This window comes from Ruegeria sp. YKSF131 (genome assembly GCF_059612645.1).
Map to the genome: position 1 here is coordinate 1 of NZ_JBXWQZ010000012.1, position 15,468 is coordinate 15,468.

The window sequence follows — 15,468 nt, forward strand, 5'->3', positions numbered from 1 at the left end:
CACGCCCGCCGCGCCGCTTGCTGAGTCGCGGTTTACGAGACGGCAGGTCGTTCATGATTTCAGCGCGTTCGCTGCTGTCCATCCTGGACCAGCGAGAAATCTCGTCAATCGTGCGGTAACATCCGGTGCAGATACGCTCGGCCGGATGGACAACACAAATCTGGACACAAGGGCTTTCGACCTCATTGCGCTTCCAAACCATATTCGTCATCGATCGGTCTCCGACCTGTTACAAAAAGCGCAGTCTGTCCAGTGCTCCCTGCAAGATATAACCTGCTGCAACGTGATCAATAACCTGTCCGCGACGTTTTCGTGACGTATCCGCCTCAAGCAGTGCTTTTTCTGCCGCAACCGTACTCAGCCGTTCATCCCAGAATCCGATTGGTAAATCCGTCAGACGGGACAGGTTTCGCGCAAATGCCCGCGTAGACTGGCAGCGCGGACCCTCTGTGCCGTCCATGTTTTTGGGAAGACCCAACAGAATGCCGCCAATATCGCGATCCGTAGCAATTTCGATCAACCGGGCGGAATCGAGTGTGAATTTCTTGCGCCTTACGGTCTCCAACGGGCTGGCCACGCCCCGCATTCGGTCGGAAACCGCGACGCCGATGGTCTTTTCACCCAGATCCAGCCCTATCAGCGCTTGCATCGGGGGAAGCGCATTGGCGAAGTCTTCGAAAACGTCGTGGATCATTGCGCAATCCCGGCCTGGAGGGCTGCGGCATCAATGATCTGCAACGCCTCGGTGTTTCCGGCAAACACCTCCAGCGCCTCATTGTGGATATCCATGGCCCGTTGGCCCTGGCCCAGAACACCCAGAGCGGAGATCAGACGAGCCCATTCTTCGGGCGCGCCGCCTTCCGTCGCCAGGCGGTCGGACAACTGATTCACCATTCCCTGAATCATCTGTTGCCGTTCCTCGGGGCTCATTTCCGCTGCTGCAGCCATGTCTTCGCGACTTGGACCAGACGGCGCGCTCAGGTCCGGTGGATTGAAAACCCCTGCCCGAAAGGCCAACTCATCAATCTGATCCCGGATCGCCCCCGCCCACGGCGCGCCTGCCGGGGCTTCCCTCAGCGTTTCGACCCAAATGCGGTAGGCAAGGTCCGGTCGACCTGTCTGAACCAGCATTTGCCCCCAATAATATCGTGCCGGGCCGTGATGGGGATCGCGATTCAAAGCTTCGGCAAGGGCCTTTTCAGCTTCGGGCGACACATATCCGCCCGCAGCCAGGATCATCATCTCGGCAAAATCCGCGTAGTGCTCGGCTGTGGCTGCGTCGCCTGACAGTTCGATCACCCTTTGTTGCGCGGTATATCCATCCTTGAAGTTCCCCGAATTGGTCTCATGCTGCGCCAAAAGCATCTGCCCTTGCAAATCATCCGGGCGGGCCGCAACGGTCTCTCGCAACTGCTTGAGAAGAGACGCGTAATTTTCGTCAAGCTGCGCCGTTTGAGGTGGGGTCGCCAGCTCTTCTGCGGCGCTCTGGGACGGACGATTGGCGCGCACCTCCTCGGCCAGTTCCAGCCGCGTGGTCAGGGGCATGTCGGGCAACCCGACGGCACCAATACGATGATACATCGCCATCGCGCCCCCAATGATGATCAGCATGACAACCGGGATCGTCACAATCGAGACGGTCCGCGATGGCCCAGCACCCGAGCCACCCTTTTTCATCTGTTCATCAGCGGCAAGAATTCGTCGAGAGATTTCGGTGCGGACCCGTTCCGCATCGGCCTCACCAATCACCCCGCGCGCCAGATCCCGGTCCACACCGGAGAGCTGTTCGCGATACACACGCAGATCGTAAGCCGCCGCAGGTTCATCCCCACGGCGTTTGCGCAGCAGTGTGAAACTCAAAAACACCGCGATCAACAGCGCGACAAGAAAAATCAGAACCCAGAACGTCATGGTCCCTCCGAAGATGCTGTCCTGACTTAGACCTGTGCGACGTCCAACAAAAGGGACAAATGGCCGCGAATGAACGACATGTCGCAATAGTGCGATATTGCGGCGTTGCGCGGCGCGGTTAAACTGTCGCCGCGCGGCATATCTGCGCGCAATCACCGAACCGGATGGATTCGCTTATGAAACACTACTCAGCCTTTGCTGTCGCGCGGGAGGCCCTGCGCTATCACACCGGATGGGAACGCGCTTGGCGTTCGCCCGAGCCCAAGAAACGTTATGACGTCATCATCATCGGTGCTGGCGGGCATGGTCTTGCGACCGCGTATTACCTTGGCAAGAACTACGGCATTCAGAATGTCGCGGTGATCGAAAAAGGCTGGCTGGGTGGTGGCAACACAGGTCGAAACACAACGATCATCCGATCGAATTACCTGCAGGACCCTTCGGCGGCGATCTATGAAAAGGCGCGTGGCCTATACGAGGATCTGAGCCAGGATCTGAACTACAACATCATGTTCAGCCCGCGTGGCGTGATGATGCTGGCGCAGACCCAGCACGAGATTCGCGGTTACCAGCGAACCGCACACGCTAACGCCCTGCAGGGTGTAAAGACCGAATGGATCACCCCCGAACGTGTCAAGGAACTGGTGCCAATCATCAACCTGGACGGCCCCCGCTATCCGGTTCTAGGGGCGCTGTGGCAGGAACGCGGCGGTACTGCCCGTCACGATGCCGTCGCGTGGGGCTATGCGCGCGCCTGTTCAGCCATGGGTATGGACATCATCCAGCAATGCGAAGTCACGGGTGTCCGATCTCAGGATGGCCGTGTCGTCGGCGTAGACACCACCAAGGGTGCCATCGATTGTGACAAGCTGGGTATCGTCGTTGCGGGCCACTCCGGTCAACTGGCCGAGATGGCGGGCTTCCGCCTCCCGCTGGAAGCCATTGCATTGCAGGCGCTGGTATCCGAGCCGATCAAACCCTGCATGGATGTGGTTGTCATGGCCAATACCGTGCACGGCTACATGTCGCAGTCCGACAAGGGCGAGATGGTGATCGGGGGGGGGACCGACGGGTTCAACAACTTCACCCAGCGCGGCAGTTTCCATCATATCGAGGAAACCGTCCGCGCCCTCGTCGAAACCTTCCCGATGATTTCACGCCTCAAGATGCTGCGCCAATGGGGCGGTATCGTCGACATGACCGGTGACCGCTCACCTATCCTGTCGAAAACTCCGCTGGGCGGGTGCTTTATCAACTGCGGCTGGGGCACCGGCGGTTTCAAGGCGATTCCCGGGTCCGGCTGGGGCATGGCACAGCTGATGGCCACAGGTCATTCGCCGTTGACCGAGGCCTTCTCGCTGGACCGCTTCAAGGAAGGCCGCTTCATCGACGAAAGCGTGGCCGCCGGGGTGGCACACTGAAGGTGGTTCCGAGGTTGCCAAATAACAGAATTCCGGTTGGCCGCTGCGCCAACCAACCGCCAAAAGGATGACAACATGCTGATCCTGAATTGCCCTTACTGCGGCGTTGATGCCGAAGAAACCGAACTGGCCGCCGGTGGCGAGGCGCATCTGAAGCGTTTTGGTCCCGGCTCGTCGGATGACGAGTTCCACGACTACCTGTTCATGCGCGAAAACCCCAAGGGCGTGCACTTTGAACGCTGGCGCCATGCCAATGGCTGCGGCAAGTGGTTTCATGCGGCACGATGCACAAGCACGCTGGAAGTGTTCGGCACTTACACGGCTCAGACCTCTGAGCCGCCGCAGGACATCAAAGAGGCCATCGCCGCAAAGCGCCCTGGATGGACCTGGAGAGAGTTCTCCTGATGCTTCATCTTTTCAAAAATACTCCCGCCGGAGGCTCCGACGCCTCCACCCGCGAAAGGTCCGCACAATGAGCACCCGTCTCGCAAAACAAGGCCGGCTGATTGATCGGTCGAAAAAGGTCACGTTTACCTTCAATGGAACTTCGATGCAGGGCTATGAGGGCGACACGCTTGCCTCGGCACTGCTGGCCAACGATCAGATGATGATGGGCCGGTCGTTCAAGTACCACCGCCCCCGCGGTGTCGTTGCAAGCGGCGCCGAAGAGCCGAACGCCCTGGTCGGGCTGGGGCAGGGCAACCGGTTTGAACCGAACCAGCGCGCCACCACGACCGAGTTGTTCAACGGTCTGACTGCGATTTCGCAAAACCATTGGCCTAACTTGGACTTTGATATTGGGGCAGTGAATACAGCCTTTGCCCGGTTCCTGCCGGCTGGCTTCTACTACAAGATGTTCATCCACCCCAAACCGTTCTGGAAGCATGTCTACGAGCCGTTCATCCGTCAGTCTGCCGGTCTGGGCAAAGCGCCCGACAAGGACAGCCGCGATGCCGATACCTATGAGCACTTCTATGCCTTCACCGATGTTCTGGTCATCGGTGGCGGCGTGGCTGGCCTACAGGCGGCAAAGGCGGCAGCAGCTTCGGGTGCCAAGGTTCTGCTGATTGAGCAGAGCGCACATTGGGGCGGTCGCGCTCCGGTTGACGGCGGCACGGTCAATGATGAGCCTGTGGATAAGTTCGTGGAGCAATTGGTTTCCGAACTCGAAACAATGGACAACGTCACCATGCGCTCCCGCTGCATGGGTGCGGGCGTATATGACCATGGTTACGTGCTGGGCTATGAACGCCTGACAGACCACACGCCGGGCGTGCAAGGCCCGCGCCACCGCCTCTGGCGTATCCGTGCCAAGCAAATTGTGACTGCAACCGGCGCAATTGAACGCCCGTTGTCCTTTGCTGGTAACGATGTTCCGGGTGTGATGCTGGCTTCTGCTATGCGCGATTATGCCGTGAACTGGGGTGTCACCCCGGGCGAGCGTGTCATCGTCGCCACCAACAATGACGACGCCTATCGCACCGCGATTACGCTGAAGCAAGCGGGTGTGGATGTTTTGCGTATTGTTGACGCACGGGCAACGGCTGGACCTTTGGCAGAGGAAGCCCGCCAGTTGGGGATCCGCGTTGATCCGGGCAAGGCCATTGCCAAGGTCAAGGGCGGCAAGCGCGTCAAAAAAGTCGCCATCTGCAACCAGGAAGGTGTTGGCGGCGCACGTGAAGAGGTTGAAGCAGATGCAGTGGCCATGTCGGGCGGCTGGTCGCCGGTCGTTCATATGTGGTCTCATTGCGGTGGCAAGCTGACCTGGGATGACGCGAATGCCTTTTTCCGCCCCGATCCCTCGCGCCCGCCGCTGGGCGCAAACGGTGAGGGCTTTGTTCTGGCCGCCGGGGCATCGAATGGTGCGTTGGCGCTGGGCGATGTTCTGACCGACGCCCACACGGCGGGAAAAGCCGCAGCCAAGGCCGCAGGTTTCAAGCCGAAAAACATCAAGGCTCCTGTTGGCGAAACCACTGCAGAAGCTCCTATGGAGGCTGTCTGGCTGATGCCAGCAAACGCAGAAATCCAGCTGCGCATGAAATCCTGGCTCGACTTCCAGAATGACGTCAAAGTCTCGGACGTCCAACTGGCTGCGCGCGAGGGCTATGAGAGCGTTGAGCACACCAAGCGTTACACCACACTTGGTATGGCGACGGATCAGGGTAAGTTGAGCAACATCAATGGTTTGGCAATTCTTGCTGATGCGTTGGAGTCCGAAATCCCGAAGGTCGGCACCACGACCTTCCGCCCGCCTTATACACCCATCTCGATGGGCGCAATCGGCGGTGAAGCGCGGGGTGAAGTGTTCCAGCCGATCCGACAGACACCAATGCACAACTGGCACGACAAGAACGGCGCCGATTGGGAGCCGGTCGGCCACTGGCGCCGGACCTACGCCTATGTCCGTCCCGGTGAATCCGTGCATGACGCCGTGAACCGTGAGGTGAAGAACACCCGCGAAAACCTTGGCCTGCTGGACGCCTCGACGTTGGGCAAGCTGATCGTCAAAGGCCCTGACGCAGGCAAGTTTCTGGACATGTTGTACACCAACATGATGTCCACGCTGAAGGTCGGAAAATGCCGCTATGGCCTGATGTGCTCGGAAAACGGCTTTCTGATCGACGACGGCGTGGTCGCACGCATCGATGAGGACACATGGCTGTGCCACACCACCACCGGCGGTGCCGAGCGTATCCATGGTCACATGGAAGAATGGCTACAAACCGAATGGTGGGACTGGAAAGTCTATGTCGCCAACGTGACCGAGCAATATGCTCAGGTCGCTGTAGTCGGCCCGAACGCCCGCAAGGTTCTAGAAAAGTTGGGCGGCATGGACGTCAGCCGCGAGACGCTGCCCTTTATGGAATGGCGAGATGGCAAGATCGGCGTGTTCGACTGCCGCGCCTATCGCATCTCGTTCTCGGGCGAGTTGTCCTACGAGATCGCCGTTCCCGCCTCGCAGGGTCAGGCGTTCTGGGATGCCCTGATGGAAGCAGGCAAGGAATTCGGTGTGATGCCTTACGGCACCGAATGTCTGCACATTCTTCGGGCCGAGAAGGGCTTTATCATGATCGGCGACGAAACCGACGGCACCGTGATCCCGCAGGATCTGGGGCTCCACTGGGCACTGTCGAAAAAGAAAGAAGACTACCTTGGCAAACGCGCCCATTCGCGCAGCCATATGGCCGACCCAGAGCGTTGGAAACTGGTCGGGCTTGAGACTGTGGATGGTTCTGTTCTGCCTGATGGCGCATATGCAGTGGGCGAGGGTGTAAATGCCAATGGTCAGGGCAACATGATCGGGCGTGTCACTTCGACCTATTTCTCAGCGAACCTTGGCAAAGGGATCGCTATGGGCCTGATCAAGCACGGCCCGGACCGGATGGGTGAAATCGTCGAGTTCCCGGGCACCGACGGCAAAACGTACAAAGCCAAGATCGTGGACCCGATCTTCTTCGACAAGGACGGGGAGAAGCAGAATGTCTGAACCCATCAGCGCACTGAACCACGCCAGCTATGATGGCATCGCTAATGTCAGGGAATGTGGCCTGCAAGGCATGATCACCCTGCGCGGCGACTTGTCCGACAAAAGCCTCGCCAAGGCCGTCAAGGACGCGACTGGGCAGAATGTGCCCGGTCAGCGCGCGGCGCTGGTCAGCGGCGATACCGGCGTATGCTGGATGTCACCAGACGAGCTGCTGGTGCTGGTCCCTTATGCCGAGGTCGAGGCCAAACTGGCCGCAATGATCAAAGCGTTGGGAAAAACTCACGCACTGGCCGTCAACGTCTCGGATGCCCGCGCGGTCTTCACGATATCAGGCGCCAGCGCACGAGAAGTGTTGGGCAAAGTCGCTCCGGTTGATCTGTCGACCGAGGCCTTCCAACCCGGCCAAATCCGCCGCTCGCGCCTGGCGCAAGTGGCAGGTGCGTTCTGGATGGACGATGCCGAAACCTTCCGCGTGGTCTGCTTCCGTTCGGCTGCGGATTACGTTTTCAAACTGCTGAAGGTTGCGGCGCAACCGGGCAGTGAGGTTGGCGTTTACTGACCAAAACTATTGCGCGTTAGAATTGAACCGTTCGCGATATGCGGGCGGTTTTTTCACGCTTACAGCCTACCATACAAAATCTGTAAGTTAGTGCTTTCCGTTGGTTCAGTGTTGAATTTGTGAGCGTCACACTCATAATCAGAGAAAGTTAACTAAAACTCGCGTATTGCATGTGGACAGCCTGAACTCTAAGTGTTTTTAAGCTAATCAAAAAAGTATACAGGAGTTTGACGTTTAATGAATTTTATCAAGGCAGTCGCATTTTGCGCCTCGATCGTTATTGCATTCCCCGCAGTTGCTATTTCCGAAACGTACAAAGAAAGCTTTGAATGTAATTTTGGCAAAGGTATTGCTAATCGCCCGACCCCTGAGCGCGTGGTCTTCTCAATAGATAGGCTTGGCCGTTCAGCGTTGTTGCAGGAAGTAGACATCCCCAAGATTGACACCAAGTTCAGCACTGGTGAAGTGAAACGCGACTCCCCAAAAGTGCTTTTGATTGGATGGGGCGCACAGAATTATGTTTATACAGCCAGTGGGCGAACATACGCGACGAATGAATCGCGATACGATGCGATTGACCTGCTAAATTTAACATTTACGCTGAATCTGAATCGGAACACAATGAAAGCCATTGTTAAGTCTACCTCCACTTCCAGCTACCTGCCACGTGACGGCTTTGCGAAAGGCAAATGCAAAGTAATCGTGGTACCGGCCTCTTGAAACGTGGGATTGGTATGATGAAGCTTTCTGTTTTTGTTCTGATCGCGGGGATGTTTGCGGCGACTGCGCAGGCTGATGTCAAGAACTACGCATGTGATCTCCATAGCATTGAAGGAAGGGGATGGATTCCTCCCAAGGTTTATCTGAGTGTGGATAGCGAAAACAAACGCGCCCGAGCTTTCGATGGTGCAATACGCGCTTCGAATGAACTAGCAGGCATTTCCCCAGAAACCCCGGCTAACACGAAATTCAAAGTAACGCGAAATGGTGAATATCATTTGTCTTGGCACTTGACCCTACAGGCTAAAGTGTCGGGTAGCTACAGGGTTGCTTACACGGCAACATTCGATCCCAATACCAGCAACTTAAAGCTCCGCGCCAGTTTCCCGCAAGCGAACGCGTCAAACCGACCAAGCGGCAGCGGGGCGTGTAAGCCCGTCTCGTCGCCGAGTTTGTACTGAGAGGCAGATCGGTTGAATCTCTGTTCGAGGGTTTCAACCGGTTAGCAAAAAAGTTTTGAACCCGGAGAGTGCGGAGGCGTCGGTAAAGCACTGTGATCCGGTTCCGGTCGCTTCACTGGTTCGGCAGGTTGGGTAAAATGTAAGAAGCTCTGCCAATTCCTCCATACGATCCAACCGCGTCTTCGAATCCAACAGTCCCGCATGTGTTGAAAGATAAAGGGCTGGGCGCTGTTCCTTCAGCCATGGCACCAGCGTCGGCAGCACGGAAAATTCGGCACCTTCGATATCCATCTTCACCAAAGACACGGCGGACAGATCGTTCACTGCGGCGAACTGATCCCAGGCAATCGTCAGGGTATCGGTTCCGTGCGCGCCGTCGTGCAGAAGGGAGCTGGTAGAATCTCCGGGCTCTCCACGAACCGAGGCCATGCGGGCGACACCGAACTTATCCGACAGTGCGACACCCAAAGCGGAAACGTTATGAATGTCATTCAGGTCGAGGTTCCAAGCCAGGTGACGGAACGCTGTGGGGTCGGGCTCAAAGCACCAGACATGGCGTGCCTTACGCGCACCATAAAGAACTGTGGGCCCGATCCATGCGCCGATATCCAAGTAATCGTTTTCAGGCGAGAGATACTGGTCCATCACGGCAAAGGTTTCAGGCTCCCACTGGCCAGTGGAGGCTTTACGCCAGAACTTTGAATGATAAGGGTCCAGACGAAACGGCTCGCCGTTCAGGTTGCCCGCATAGTAACCGCGGGCGCGGTAGAACATCTTGCGCGCCTGTGTCAGCATCGCCTGCCTCCGGGTTTTCTTGTCTCGGCCCTTGACCTGCGGCGGCTGCCAAAGCATTTAACCTTGGGAACCGCAACTCAAATTTAAACAGGGGGCCGACATGGCTTTTGAACTTCCTGATCTTCCTTATGCACATGACGCGCTGGCAGCCAAGGGTATGTCCGCGGAAACACTGGAATATCACCACGATCTGCACCACAAAGCCTATGTCGACAATGGCAACAAGCTGATCGCCGGCACCGAATGGGACGGCAAGTCGCTGGAAGAGATCATCGTTGGCACATACGACGCAAATGCCGTCGCGCAGAACGGTATCTTTAACAACATCAGCCAGCTGTGGAACCACAACCAGTTCTGGGAAATGATGGGCCCCGGCGACAACGCCATGCCCGGTGAGCTTGAGAAAGCTCTGACCGAAAGCTTTGGTTCGGTTGACGAATTCAAATCGCAGTTCAGTGCGGCGGGTGCCGGTCAGTTCGGCTCGGGCTGGGCGTGGCTGGTCAAGAATACTGACGGTTCGCTGGCCGTGACAAAGACCGAAAACGGCGTGAATCCGCTGTGCTTTGGCCAAACCGCTCTGCTGGGTTGTGACGTTTGGGAACACTCATACTACATCGACTTCCGCAACAAGCGTCCGGCTTACCTGTCGAACTTCCTCGACAATCTGGTGAACTGGGAAAACGTCGCGTCGCGGATGTAATGAATTGAACCGACGCTGGTTTATCAAGGGCCTGCTGGCGGTGACGCTGGCAGGCCTAATCACATCAGTCTACGGGTTTTTCATCGAACCCGCCCTACGGCTGCGCGTGCGAAAATGGCGCGTCCGCCGAGAGGATTGGACAGCGCCACCGATCAGGATTGCCGTGCTGGCCGATTTGCATCTGGGCGAGCCTTTGGTCGGGCTGGACCGAATAAAACAGGTGGTACGGCGCACGAATGCGCTTGCGCCGGATATGATCCTGCTTCTGGGTGATTTCTTCGCAAGCCACAAAGGCGTTTCACGTCCTGTCGAAATGAACGATCTGGCACCGGTTCTTGCTAAGCTTGAGGCCAAGAACGGCGTCTTTGCGGTACTTGGCAATCACGACTGGTGGGATGACCGGCAGGCGCAGCGCCGTGGTGCTGGCCCCAACCGATATGTCGATGCGCTGGAACAGAGCGGAATTACGGTTTTGTCGAATGCCGCCATCAAGCTAGAAGCTCTTGGTATCTGGTTGGCGGGTCTTGAAGATCAGCTTGCGATCTGGCGTAACGGTAAACCGCAGGGGCTGGATGATCTGTCGGGGACACTGGCACAAATCACCGACGACGCCCCGGTTGTGATGATGGCGCATGAACCCGACATCTTCCCTCAAGTGCCCGACAGGGTGGCCTTGACGCTGTCCGGTCATACGCATGGCGGTCAGATCCGCCTGTTTGGCTGGTCGCCGATCGTGCCCTCTAAATACGGCAACAGATATGCCTATGGGCATGTACGCGAAGGTGGGCGTGATCTGGTTGTGTCCGGCGGCATCGGATGTTCCATCCTTCCGGTTCGCTTTGGTGTGACCCCCGAGATCACGGTCATCGAACTGTCTGCCTAAAGGCTTGAGGCTTCGCCAAATCGACCAGCCCCATTTCTTACCCGCATATGTGCGGCAACGATGCACCGCAGCGTTCGGTCAAACACCTACGCGACCTGCCGGGTTTACCTCAGCTTGTCGCGCAGGGCTGTCATCGCTGTCTCCGCATCCTCAGCCCAGATAACAAAGTCGCCCAGTGACCGATCTGCAAATCCTTGGCCGATCACCTGGTGCAACAGGGTTTTCAACGCGTCCCAATAGCCGTTCACATTGACGATCACGATGGGTTTGTCGTGCAAGCCCAGCTGCCGCCAGGTCAGCGCTTCAAACAGCTCGTCCAGTGATCCTGGCCCACCGGGCAGGACCACGACGGCGTCAGAATTCATGATCATGACCTTTTTCCGCTCGTGCATGGTTTCGGTGATCACGAAATGGGTCAGGTCGGTCTTGCCGACCTCTCGTTTGACCAGGTGTACCGGAATGACGCCAAAGGTCTCGCCACCGGCCTGTTGCGCGGCACGGGCAACTTCTCCCATCAGCCCGACATCCCCAGCGCCATAAACAAGTCGCCAGCCTTCCTGTGCAAGCAGGTTTCCAAATTGTCGTGCGGTTTCAGAATAAGCCTTCTCGGCCCCATTGCGTGACCCGCAATACACACAGACGGATTTCTGAGACATGAAAGAGAGGCTCCGGGGTTGTGTCAGAGGTTTTGACCCGTGATAGCGGGATTGATAGATTGGCTCAACTGTCCGCTGGAAGGCTTTTGAAGACAAAGCTTTTGTACGGTGGGGTGAAAGGAAAACAATGGACGCCAAATCGGGAAACGGAAGCTCGGGCAATTTTGTCTGGGGTGTGATTGCGGGCCTGGTTGCCGTGCTGGGCGTTGGGGGTGTGTATCTGTCCGGCGCTTTCACCAAAGCGCCAGAGCCTGAGGCGGGCGCACCGCAGGAACCCGCATCTGTTGCGGCCACACAGCCGCAGGAACAAGTGGCCGAAGCGCCCGCAGGAACCACCACAACAGAACCAGCTGAGCAGGCCGCCGTAACACCGGATGCGGCACCAACCGCTGAACCCGCTGAAGATACGGCTGCAGCGACAGATGTGGTTCCAGACACAGAACCTGCAGCGGCCCCGACGGAAGAGAATGCACCGGCACCCGTGGCCCCCCCGGTTTTGGATCAGATTTTTGTTGAAGAAGACGGAACGGCGCTTTTGTCAGGTGACGCCGAGCCGGGCAGCCAGATTGAGGTTCTGCTGAACGGTGAAACCGTGCACACATTCACGGTGGACAGCAGCGGGCAATTCGCCGAGTTTGTCTCGATCCCCTTCAGCGATTCCGCGCAGGGACTAGTCCTGCACAGCAAAAGCAGCGGGCAAACAACCCGGTCTGATGACTATCTGATCGCCGCCCTGCCCAAGCCGGTCGAGGAAGAGCCGGTTGCGCAGCAAACTGATGCTGCCGATCAGGGCGAAACAGCCGAGAGTGATGAACAAATAGCCGCTGCAGTGGTCGACCCAGAGACCGAAACTCCTGCTGAGACCGAAACATCAGACCCTGTAGCGACCGCGCCGGATACCGGCGAAACGCAGGTTGCCGACGAAGCAGTAGAGACAACTGAAACTGGTCAGCAGATCGCGGTACTGCGGTCGGGCGAAGAAGGCGTTGAGCTCGTGCAGCCGCCCGTGGTTCGGGATACCCCGCCGGAACAGGTCGCGCTGGATACCATCGGGTATTCTGAAACCGGTGATGTCCAGTTGACCGGGCGAGTACAGGACGGCGCGGCCATCAGGGTGTATCTGGACAATCGTCTTGTTGCCGACCTCGCTCCGGAACAGGATGGATCCTGGCGGAGTGATCTGGACGGCATCGACCCCGGTGTTTACACGTTGCGTGTTGACGCGGTGAACACGGACGGGAAGGTCCTCAGCCGGGTCGAAACCCCCTTCAAGCGCGAGCCTGTTGAAGTTTTGGAAGCAGCATCAGGTGGCGGTGACGGAACGGCGGCGCAGGACACCCCGGCAATCCGGTCGGTCACTGTGCAGCGGGGAGACACGCTGTGGGCGATCTCGCGTGACCGCTTTGGCGATGGCATCCTGTATGTGCGCCTGTTCGAAGCCAACCGCGACTTGATCCGCGACCCGGATCTGATCTATCCGGGGCAAATCTTTACGATACCGGAATAATCAACGCGCTGGCCCGTCGCGGGCCAGAGCCTTTCTCTGACCGCAGACAAGGTACGTGATGAGACGAACATCTCCGATGGCCTCGAATGACGGGGTGCAGAGCGGCGGGCGCAGTTCAGGCTGGCGCACAATCCGCAAGGTTGCGCCCTACCTCTGGCCGCAGGACGAGGTTTGGGTAAAGCGCCGCGTGGTTATTGCCATGGCGATGCTGGTTCTGGCCAAACTGATCGCGGTTTATACACCGATCCTTTACAAAGGCGCCGTTGACTCATTGGCAGGTGAAGGCGTGCCGCCGCTAGCGCTGGGCGCAGTGGGTGTGACGGTTGCCTACGGCGTGGCGCGCATGATGACGGTTGGGTTCCAGCAATTGCGGGACGCCGCCTTTGCCCCTGTTGGACAGCGGGCCTTGCGGGCGCTGGCGCTGGAGACGTTCCGACATATCCATAACCTGTCCATGCGCTATCACGTCTCGCGCCGCACCGGCGGGCTGAGCCGTATCATCGAGAGGGGCGTCAAAGGCGTGGAATTCCTGCTGCGCTTCCTGCTGTTCTCAATCGGGCCGCTGATCCTTGAGCTGTTGCTGGTTGCGATCATACTGATGTGGTTGTTCGACGTCTGGTATCTGGTGGTCGTCGCCGTCACCATAGGCCTATATATCTGGTTCACTTTTGCCGTGACCGAATGGCGGGTAAAGCTGCGGCGTGAGATGAACGATCAGGACACCGAAGCCAATCAGCGCGCCATTGACAGTTTGCTGAACTTCGAAACCGTCAAATATTTCAACGCGGAATCCCGCGAAACTGCACGTTACGACGTGTCGATGAAAGCCTATGCCGGGGCGGCGCTGAAAACCGCCTATTCGCTGGCGTTCTTGAATTTTGGCCAATCCTTCCTGATCACCTGCGGCCTGATCGGAGTCATGGTTCTGGCCGCAATTGGCGTTCAGAATGGAAACCTGACCGTGGGCGATTTTGTCATGGTCAACGCGTATATGATCCAGATTACCGTTCCATTGAACTTCCTGGGGACGGTCTATCGCGAGATCAGGCAATCGCTGGTAGATATGGGGCAGATGTTTGATCTGCTCGAACAACCCGCCGAAGTCATCGATCACCCCGATGCACCCGACCTTGCGGTCAATGGTGGCGAGGTAACACTTGAAGATGTGCATTTTGGTTATGACCCTGAAAGGGAAATCCTCAAGGGTGTTTCCTTGACGGTTCCGGCCGGACAGACGGTCGCGATCGTAGGGGCGACGGGGTCTGGAAAATCGACCATCGGGCGGCTGTTGTTCCGGTTTTATGACGTGACCAAAGGCGCGCTGAAGATCGACGGGCAGGATGTTCGGGATGTGACCCAAACCAGCCTGCATGCCGCGATCGGCGTTGTGCCACAGGATACGGTGCTGTTTAACGACACCATTCGCTACAACATTGCGTATGGGCGCGACGATGCCACCCCGGAGGATGTCGAGGCCGCAGCCCGTGCCGCCCAGATTCATGACTTCATCACTTCGCTGCCTGACGGATACGACACCATGGTGGGTGAGCGCGGCCTGAAACTGTCCGGCGGCGAAAAGCAACGGGTTGGCATCGCGCGGACATTGCTGAAGAACCCTCCGATCCTGTTGCTGGACGAGGCGACCTCGGCCCTGGATACCGACACGGAACAGGATATCAAGGATGCGCTGGCGCGCGCTGGGGAAGGGCGGACCGTGATCACGATTGCCCATCGCCTCAGCACCATTGCCGAGGCTGATCGGATCGTGGTTCTGGAAGCTGGCGAGATCATCGAACAGGGCACCCATGACGAGCTGTTGGCGCGGTCCGGGCGATATGCTCAACTGTGGAACCGCCAGCAATCCGACAGTGAGGCCGCCTGAGGGGCTCATCTTGCCCTGCGGAATGTGCTAGGATGCGCCGTGCATGTAGGTGGACGCCATGATCAATGGATTAGCAAGACGATTAGTATCTGTAGCCGTTGTGGTTCTTCTCCCGGCTATGGTCGCGGCTGACCCGATTGAGGGCGTGTGGAAGACCGAACCTGATCGAAAGAACCTGATCTCGCATATCCAGATATCCGCCTGCGCGGACAAGTTCTGCGGCACGATACTTTCGGCTTTTGATTCTTCCGGCAAAGAAGTTCAAACGCCGAATATCGGGAAAAAGCTGTTCTGGGACGTGTCGAGCGAAGGCGGCGGAAAATATGGTGGGGGTGAGTTCTGGGTTCCCCTGATCGACGTTGATGCTGTTCCGCAGATGACGTTGCAGGGTGACAAGCTCATGGTCAAAGGCTGTGAACATTCGATTTGCGCGCACCAGACCTGGTCCCGACTGTGACGACAGAAAACGAAAAGGACCGGAAATCC

The 15,468-nt window shown here is 57.7% G+C and carries 16 protein-coding genes; 11 read left to right on the forward strand and 5 right to left on the reverse strand.

Annotation, left to right across the window (positions count from 1 at the left end; translation table 11 throughout):
- The 3 genes from AC2FLZ_RS06080 to ccmI form a co-directional block, all read right to left on the reverse strand.
- Positions 1-211: DUF1289 domain-containing protein (locus tag AC2FLZ_RS06080; protein WP_496881944.1), on the reverse strand; the 211-nt coding region annotated here is incomplete at its 3' end.
- An 18-nt stretch (positions 212-229) separates the two neighbouring features.
- Positions 230-694, reverse strand: a complete 465-nt coding sequence (gene ruvX / locus AC2FLZ_RS06085) for a Holliday junction resolvase RuvX (protein ID WP_480517551.1) — start codon at positions 692-694, stop codon at positions 230-232.
- Positions 691-1,911, reverse strand: coding sequence for a c-type cytochrome biogenesis protein CcmI (gene ccmI / locus AC2FLZ_RS06090; RefSeq protein ID WP_496714853.1), 1,221 nt, complete (start codon positions 1,909-1,911; stop codon positions 691-693). The genes ruvX and ccmI overlap by 4 nt, the downstream gene beginning before the upstream one ends.
- Before the next feature lie 176 nt (positions 1,912-2,087).
- On the opposite strand from ccmI, the gene AC2FLZ_RS06095 reads away from it, so the two are divergent.
- From AC2FLZ_RS06095 to AC2FLZ_RS06120, 6 genes are all read left to right on the forward strand, one after another.
- Positions 2,088-3,332 carry a sarcosine oxidase subunit beta family protein gene (locus AC2FLZ_RS06095; protein WP_480517547.1) on the forward strand — a complete coding sequence of 415 codons (1,245 nt, stop codon included), beginning with the start codon at positions 2,088-2,090 and terminating at the stop codon, positions 3,330-3,332.
- A gap of 75 nt (positions 3,333-3,407) precedes the next feature.
- Positions 3,408-3,737, forward strand: a complete 330-nt coding sequence (locus AC2FLZ_RS06100) for a sarcosine oxidase subunit delta (RefSeq protein WP_480473438.1) — start codon at positions 3,408-3,410, stop codon at positions 3,735-3,737.
- A 67-nt stretch (positions 3,738-3,804) separates the two neighbouring features.
- Positions 3,805-6,819 (forward strand): sarcosine oxidase subunit alpha family protein, encoded by a 3,015-nt coding sequence (locus AC2FLZ_RS06105; protein ID WP_496881945.1) that lies wholly within the window; start codon positions 3,805-3,807, stop codon positions 6,817-6,819.
- Entirely contained in the window at positions 6,812-7,378 is a 567-nt protein-coding gene (locus AC2FLZ_RS06110; protein ID WP_480517543.1) for a sarcosine oxidase subunit gamma, read from the forward strand. The genes AC2FLZ_RS06105 and AC2FLZ_RS06110 overlap by 8 nt, the downstream gene beginning before the upstream one ends.
- Before the next feature lie 237 nt (positions 7,379-7,615).
- Positions 7,616-8,098: a hypothetical protein gene (locus AC2FLZ_RS06115; RefSeq protein WP_480517541.1), complete on the forward strand. Its 483-nt coding sequence runs from the start codon at positions 7,616-7,618 to the stop codon at positions 8,096-8,098.
- A 14-nt stretch (positions 8,099-8,112) separates the two neighbouring features.
- Complete coding sequence (locus tag AC2FLZ_RS06120; RefSeq protein ID WP_480517539.1) at positions 8,113-8,559, forward strand: hypothetical protein; 447 nt, start codon at positions 8,113-8,115, stop codon at positions 8,557-8,559.
- Between the two features lie 33 nt (positions 8,560-8,592).
- On the opposite strand, the gene AC2FLZ_RS06125 is transcribed toward AC2FLZ_RS06120, so the two are convergent.
- Positions 8,593-9,354, reverse strand: a complete 762-nt coding sequence (locus AC2FLZ_RS06125; RefSeq protein ID WP_480517537.1) for an FkbM family methyltransferase — start codon at positions 9,352-9,354, stop codon at positions 8,593-8,595.
- Between the two features lie 100 nt (positions 9,355-9,454).
- On the opposite strand from AC2FLZ_RS06125, the gene AC2FLZ_RS06130 reads away from it, so the two are divergent.
- Together AC2FLZ_RS06130 and AC2FLZ_RS06135 are read left to right on the forward strand one after the other, a co-directional pair.
- On the forward strand, positions 9,455-10,054 hold the full coding sequence (locus tag AC2FLZ_RS06130) for a superoxide dismutase (protein ID WP_480553810.1): 600 nt from the start codon (positions 9,455-9,457) through the stop codon (positions 10,052-10,054).
- A 4-nt stretch (positions 10,055-10,058) separates the two neighbouring features.
- On the forward strand, positions 10,059-10,937 hold the full coding sequence (locus tag AC2FLZ_RS06135) for a metallophosphoesterase (protein ID WP_496881946.1): 879 nt from the start codon (positions 10,059-10,061) through the stop codon (positions 10,935-10,937).
- Between the two features lie 104 nt (positions 10,938-11,041).
- On the opposite strand, the gene AC2FLZ_RS06140 is transcribed toward AC2FLZ_RS06135, so the two are convergent.
- A complete protein-coding gene (locus tag AC2FLZ_RS06140) occupies positions 11,042-11,593 on the reverse strand; it encodes an LOG family protein (protein ID WP_480553808.1) in 552 nt (183 codons plus the stop codon).
- A 127-nt stretch (positions 11,594-11,720) separates the two neighbouring features.
- Between AC2FLZ_RS06140 and AC2FLZ_RS06145 the strand changes: the two genes are divergently transcribed.
- From AC2FLZ_RS06145 to AC2FLZ_RS06155, 3 genes are read left to right on the forward strand one after another with little or no spacing between them, the layout of a single operon-like run.
- On the forward strand, positions 11,721-13,100 hold the full coding sequence (locus tag AC2FLZ_RS06145; RefSeq protein WP_496881947.1) for a LysM peptidoglycan-binding domain-containing protein: 1,380 nt from the start codon (positions 11,721-11,723) through the stop codon (positions 13,098-13,100).
- Between the two features lie 58 nt (positions 13,101-13,158).
- Complete coding sequence (locus tag AC2FLZ_RS06150) at positions 13,159-14,982, forward strand: ABCB family ABC transporter ATP-binding protein/permease (RefSeq protein WP_480492940.1); 1,824 nt, start codon at positions 13,159-13,161, stop codon at positions 14,980-14,982.
- A 58-nt stretch (positions 14,983-15,040) separates the two neighbouring features.
- Positions 15,041-15,439 carry a DUF2147 domain-containing protein gene (locus AC2FLZ_RS06155; protein WP_480473428.1) on the forward strand — a complete coding sequence of 133 codons (399 nt, stop codon included), beginning with the start codon at positions 15,041-15,043 and terminating at the stop codon, positions 15,437-15,439.
- Positions 15,440-15,468: the final 29 nt, after the last annotated feature.

Coding starts and splice junctions, on each gene's coding strand:
- ruvX (WP_480517551.1), bottom strand. CDS start 694: ATGATCCACGACGTTTTCGAAGACTTCGCCAATGCGCTTCCCCCGATG.
- ccmI (WP_496714853.1), bottom strand. CDS start 1,911: ATGACGTTCTGGGTTCTGATTTTTCTTGTCGCGCTGTTGATCGCGGTG.
- AC2FLZ_RS06095 (WP_480517547.1), top strand. CDS start 2,088: ATGAAACACTACTCAGCCTTTGCTGTCGCGCGGGAGGCCCTGCGCTAT.
- AC2FLZ_RS06100 (WP_480473438.1), top strand. CDS start 3,408: ATGCTGATCCTGAATTGCCCTTACTGCGGCGTTGATGCCGAAGAAACC.
- AC2FLZ_RS06105 (WP_496881945.1), top strand. CDS start 3,805: ATGAGCACCCGTCTCGCAAAACAAGGCCGGCTGATTGATCGGTCGAAA.
- AC2FLZ_RS06110 (WP_480517543.1), top strand. CDS start 6,812: ATGTCTGAACCCATCAGCGCACTGAACCACGCCAGCTATGATGGCATC.
- AC2FLZ_RS06115 (WP_480517541.1), top strand. CDS start 7,616: ATGAATTTTATCAAGGCAGTCGCATTTTGCGCCTCGATCGTTATTGCA.
- AC2FLZ_RS06120 (WP_480517539.1), top strand. CDS start 8,113: ATGATGAAGCTTTCTGTTTTTGTTCTGATCGCGGGGATGTTTGCGGCG.
- AC2FLZ_RS06125 (WP_480517537.1), bottom strand. CDS start 9,354: ATGCTGACACAGGCGCGCAAGATGTTCTACCGCGCCCGCGGTTACTAT.
- AC2FLZ_RS06130 (WP_480553810.1), top strand. CDS start 9,455: ATGGCTTTTGAACTTCCTGATCTTCCTTATGCACATGACGCGCTGGCA.
- AC2FLZ_RS06140 (WP_480553808.1), bottom strand. CDS start 11,593: ATGTCTCAGAAATCCGTCTGTGTGTATTGCGGGTCACGCAATGGGGCC.
- AC2FLZ_RS06145 (WP_496881947.1), top strand. CDS start 11,721: ATGGACGCCAAATCGGGAAACGGAAGCTCGGGCAATTTTGTCTGGGGT.
- AC2FLZ_RS06150 (WP_480492940.1), top strand. CDS start 13,159: ATGAGACGAACATCTCCGATGGCCTCGAATGACGGGGTGCAGAGCGGC.
- AC2FLZ_RS06155 (WP_480473428.1), top strand. CDS start 15,041: ATGATCAATGGATTAGCAAGACGATTAGTATCTGTAGCCGTTGTGGTT.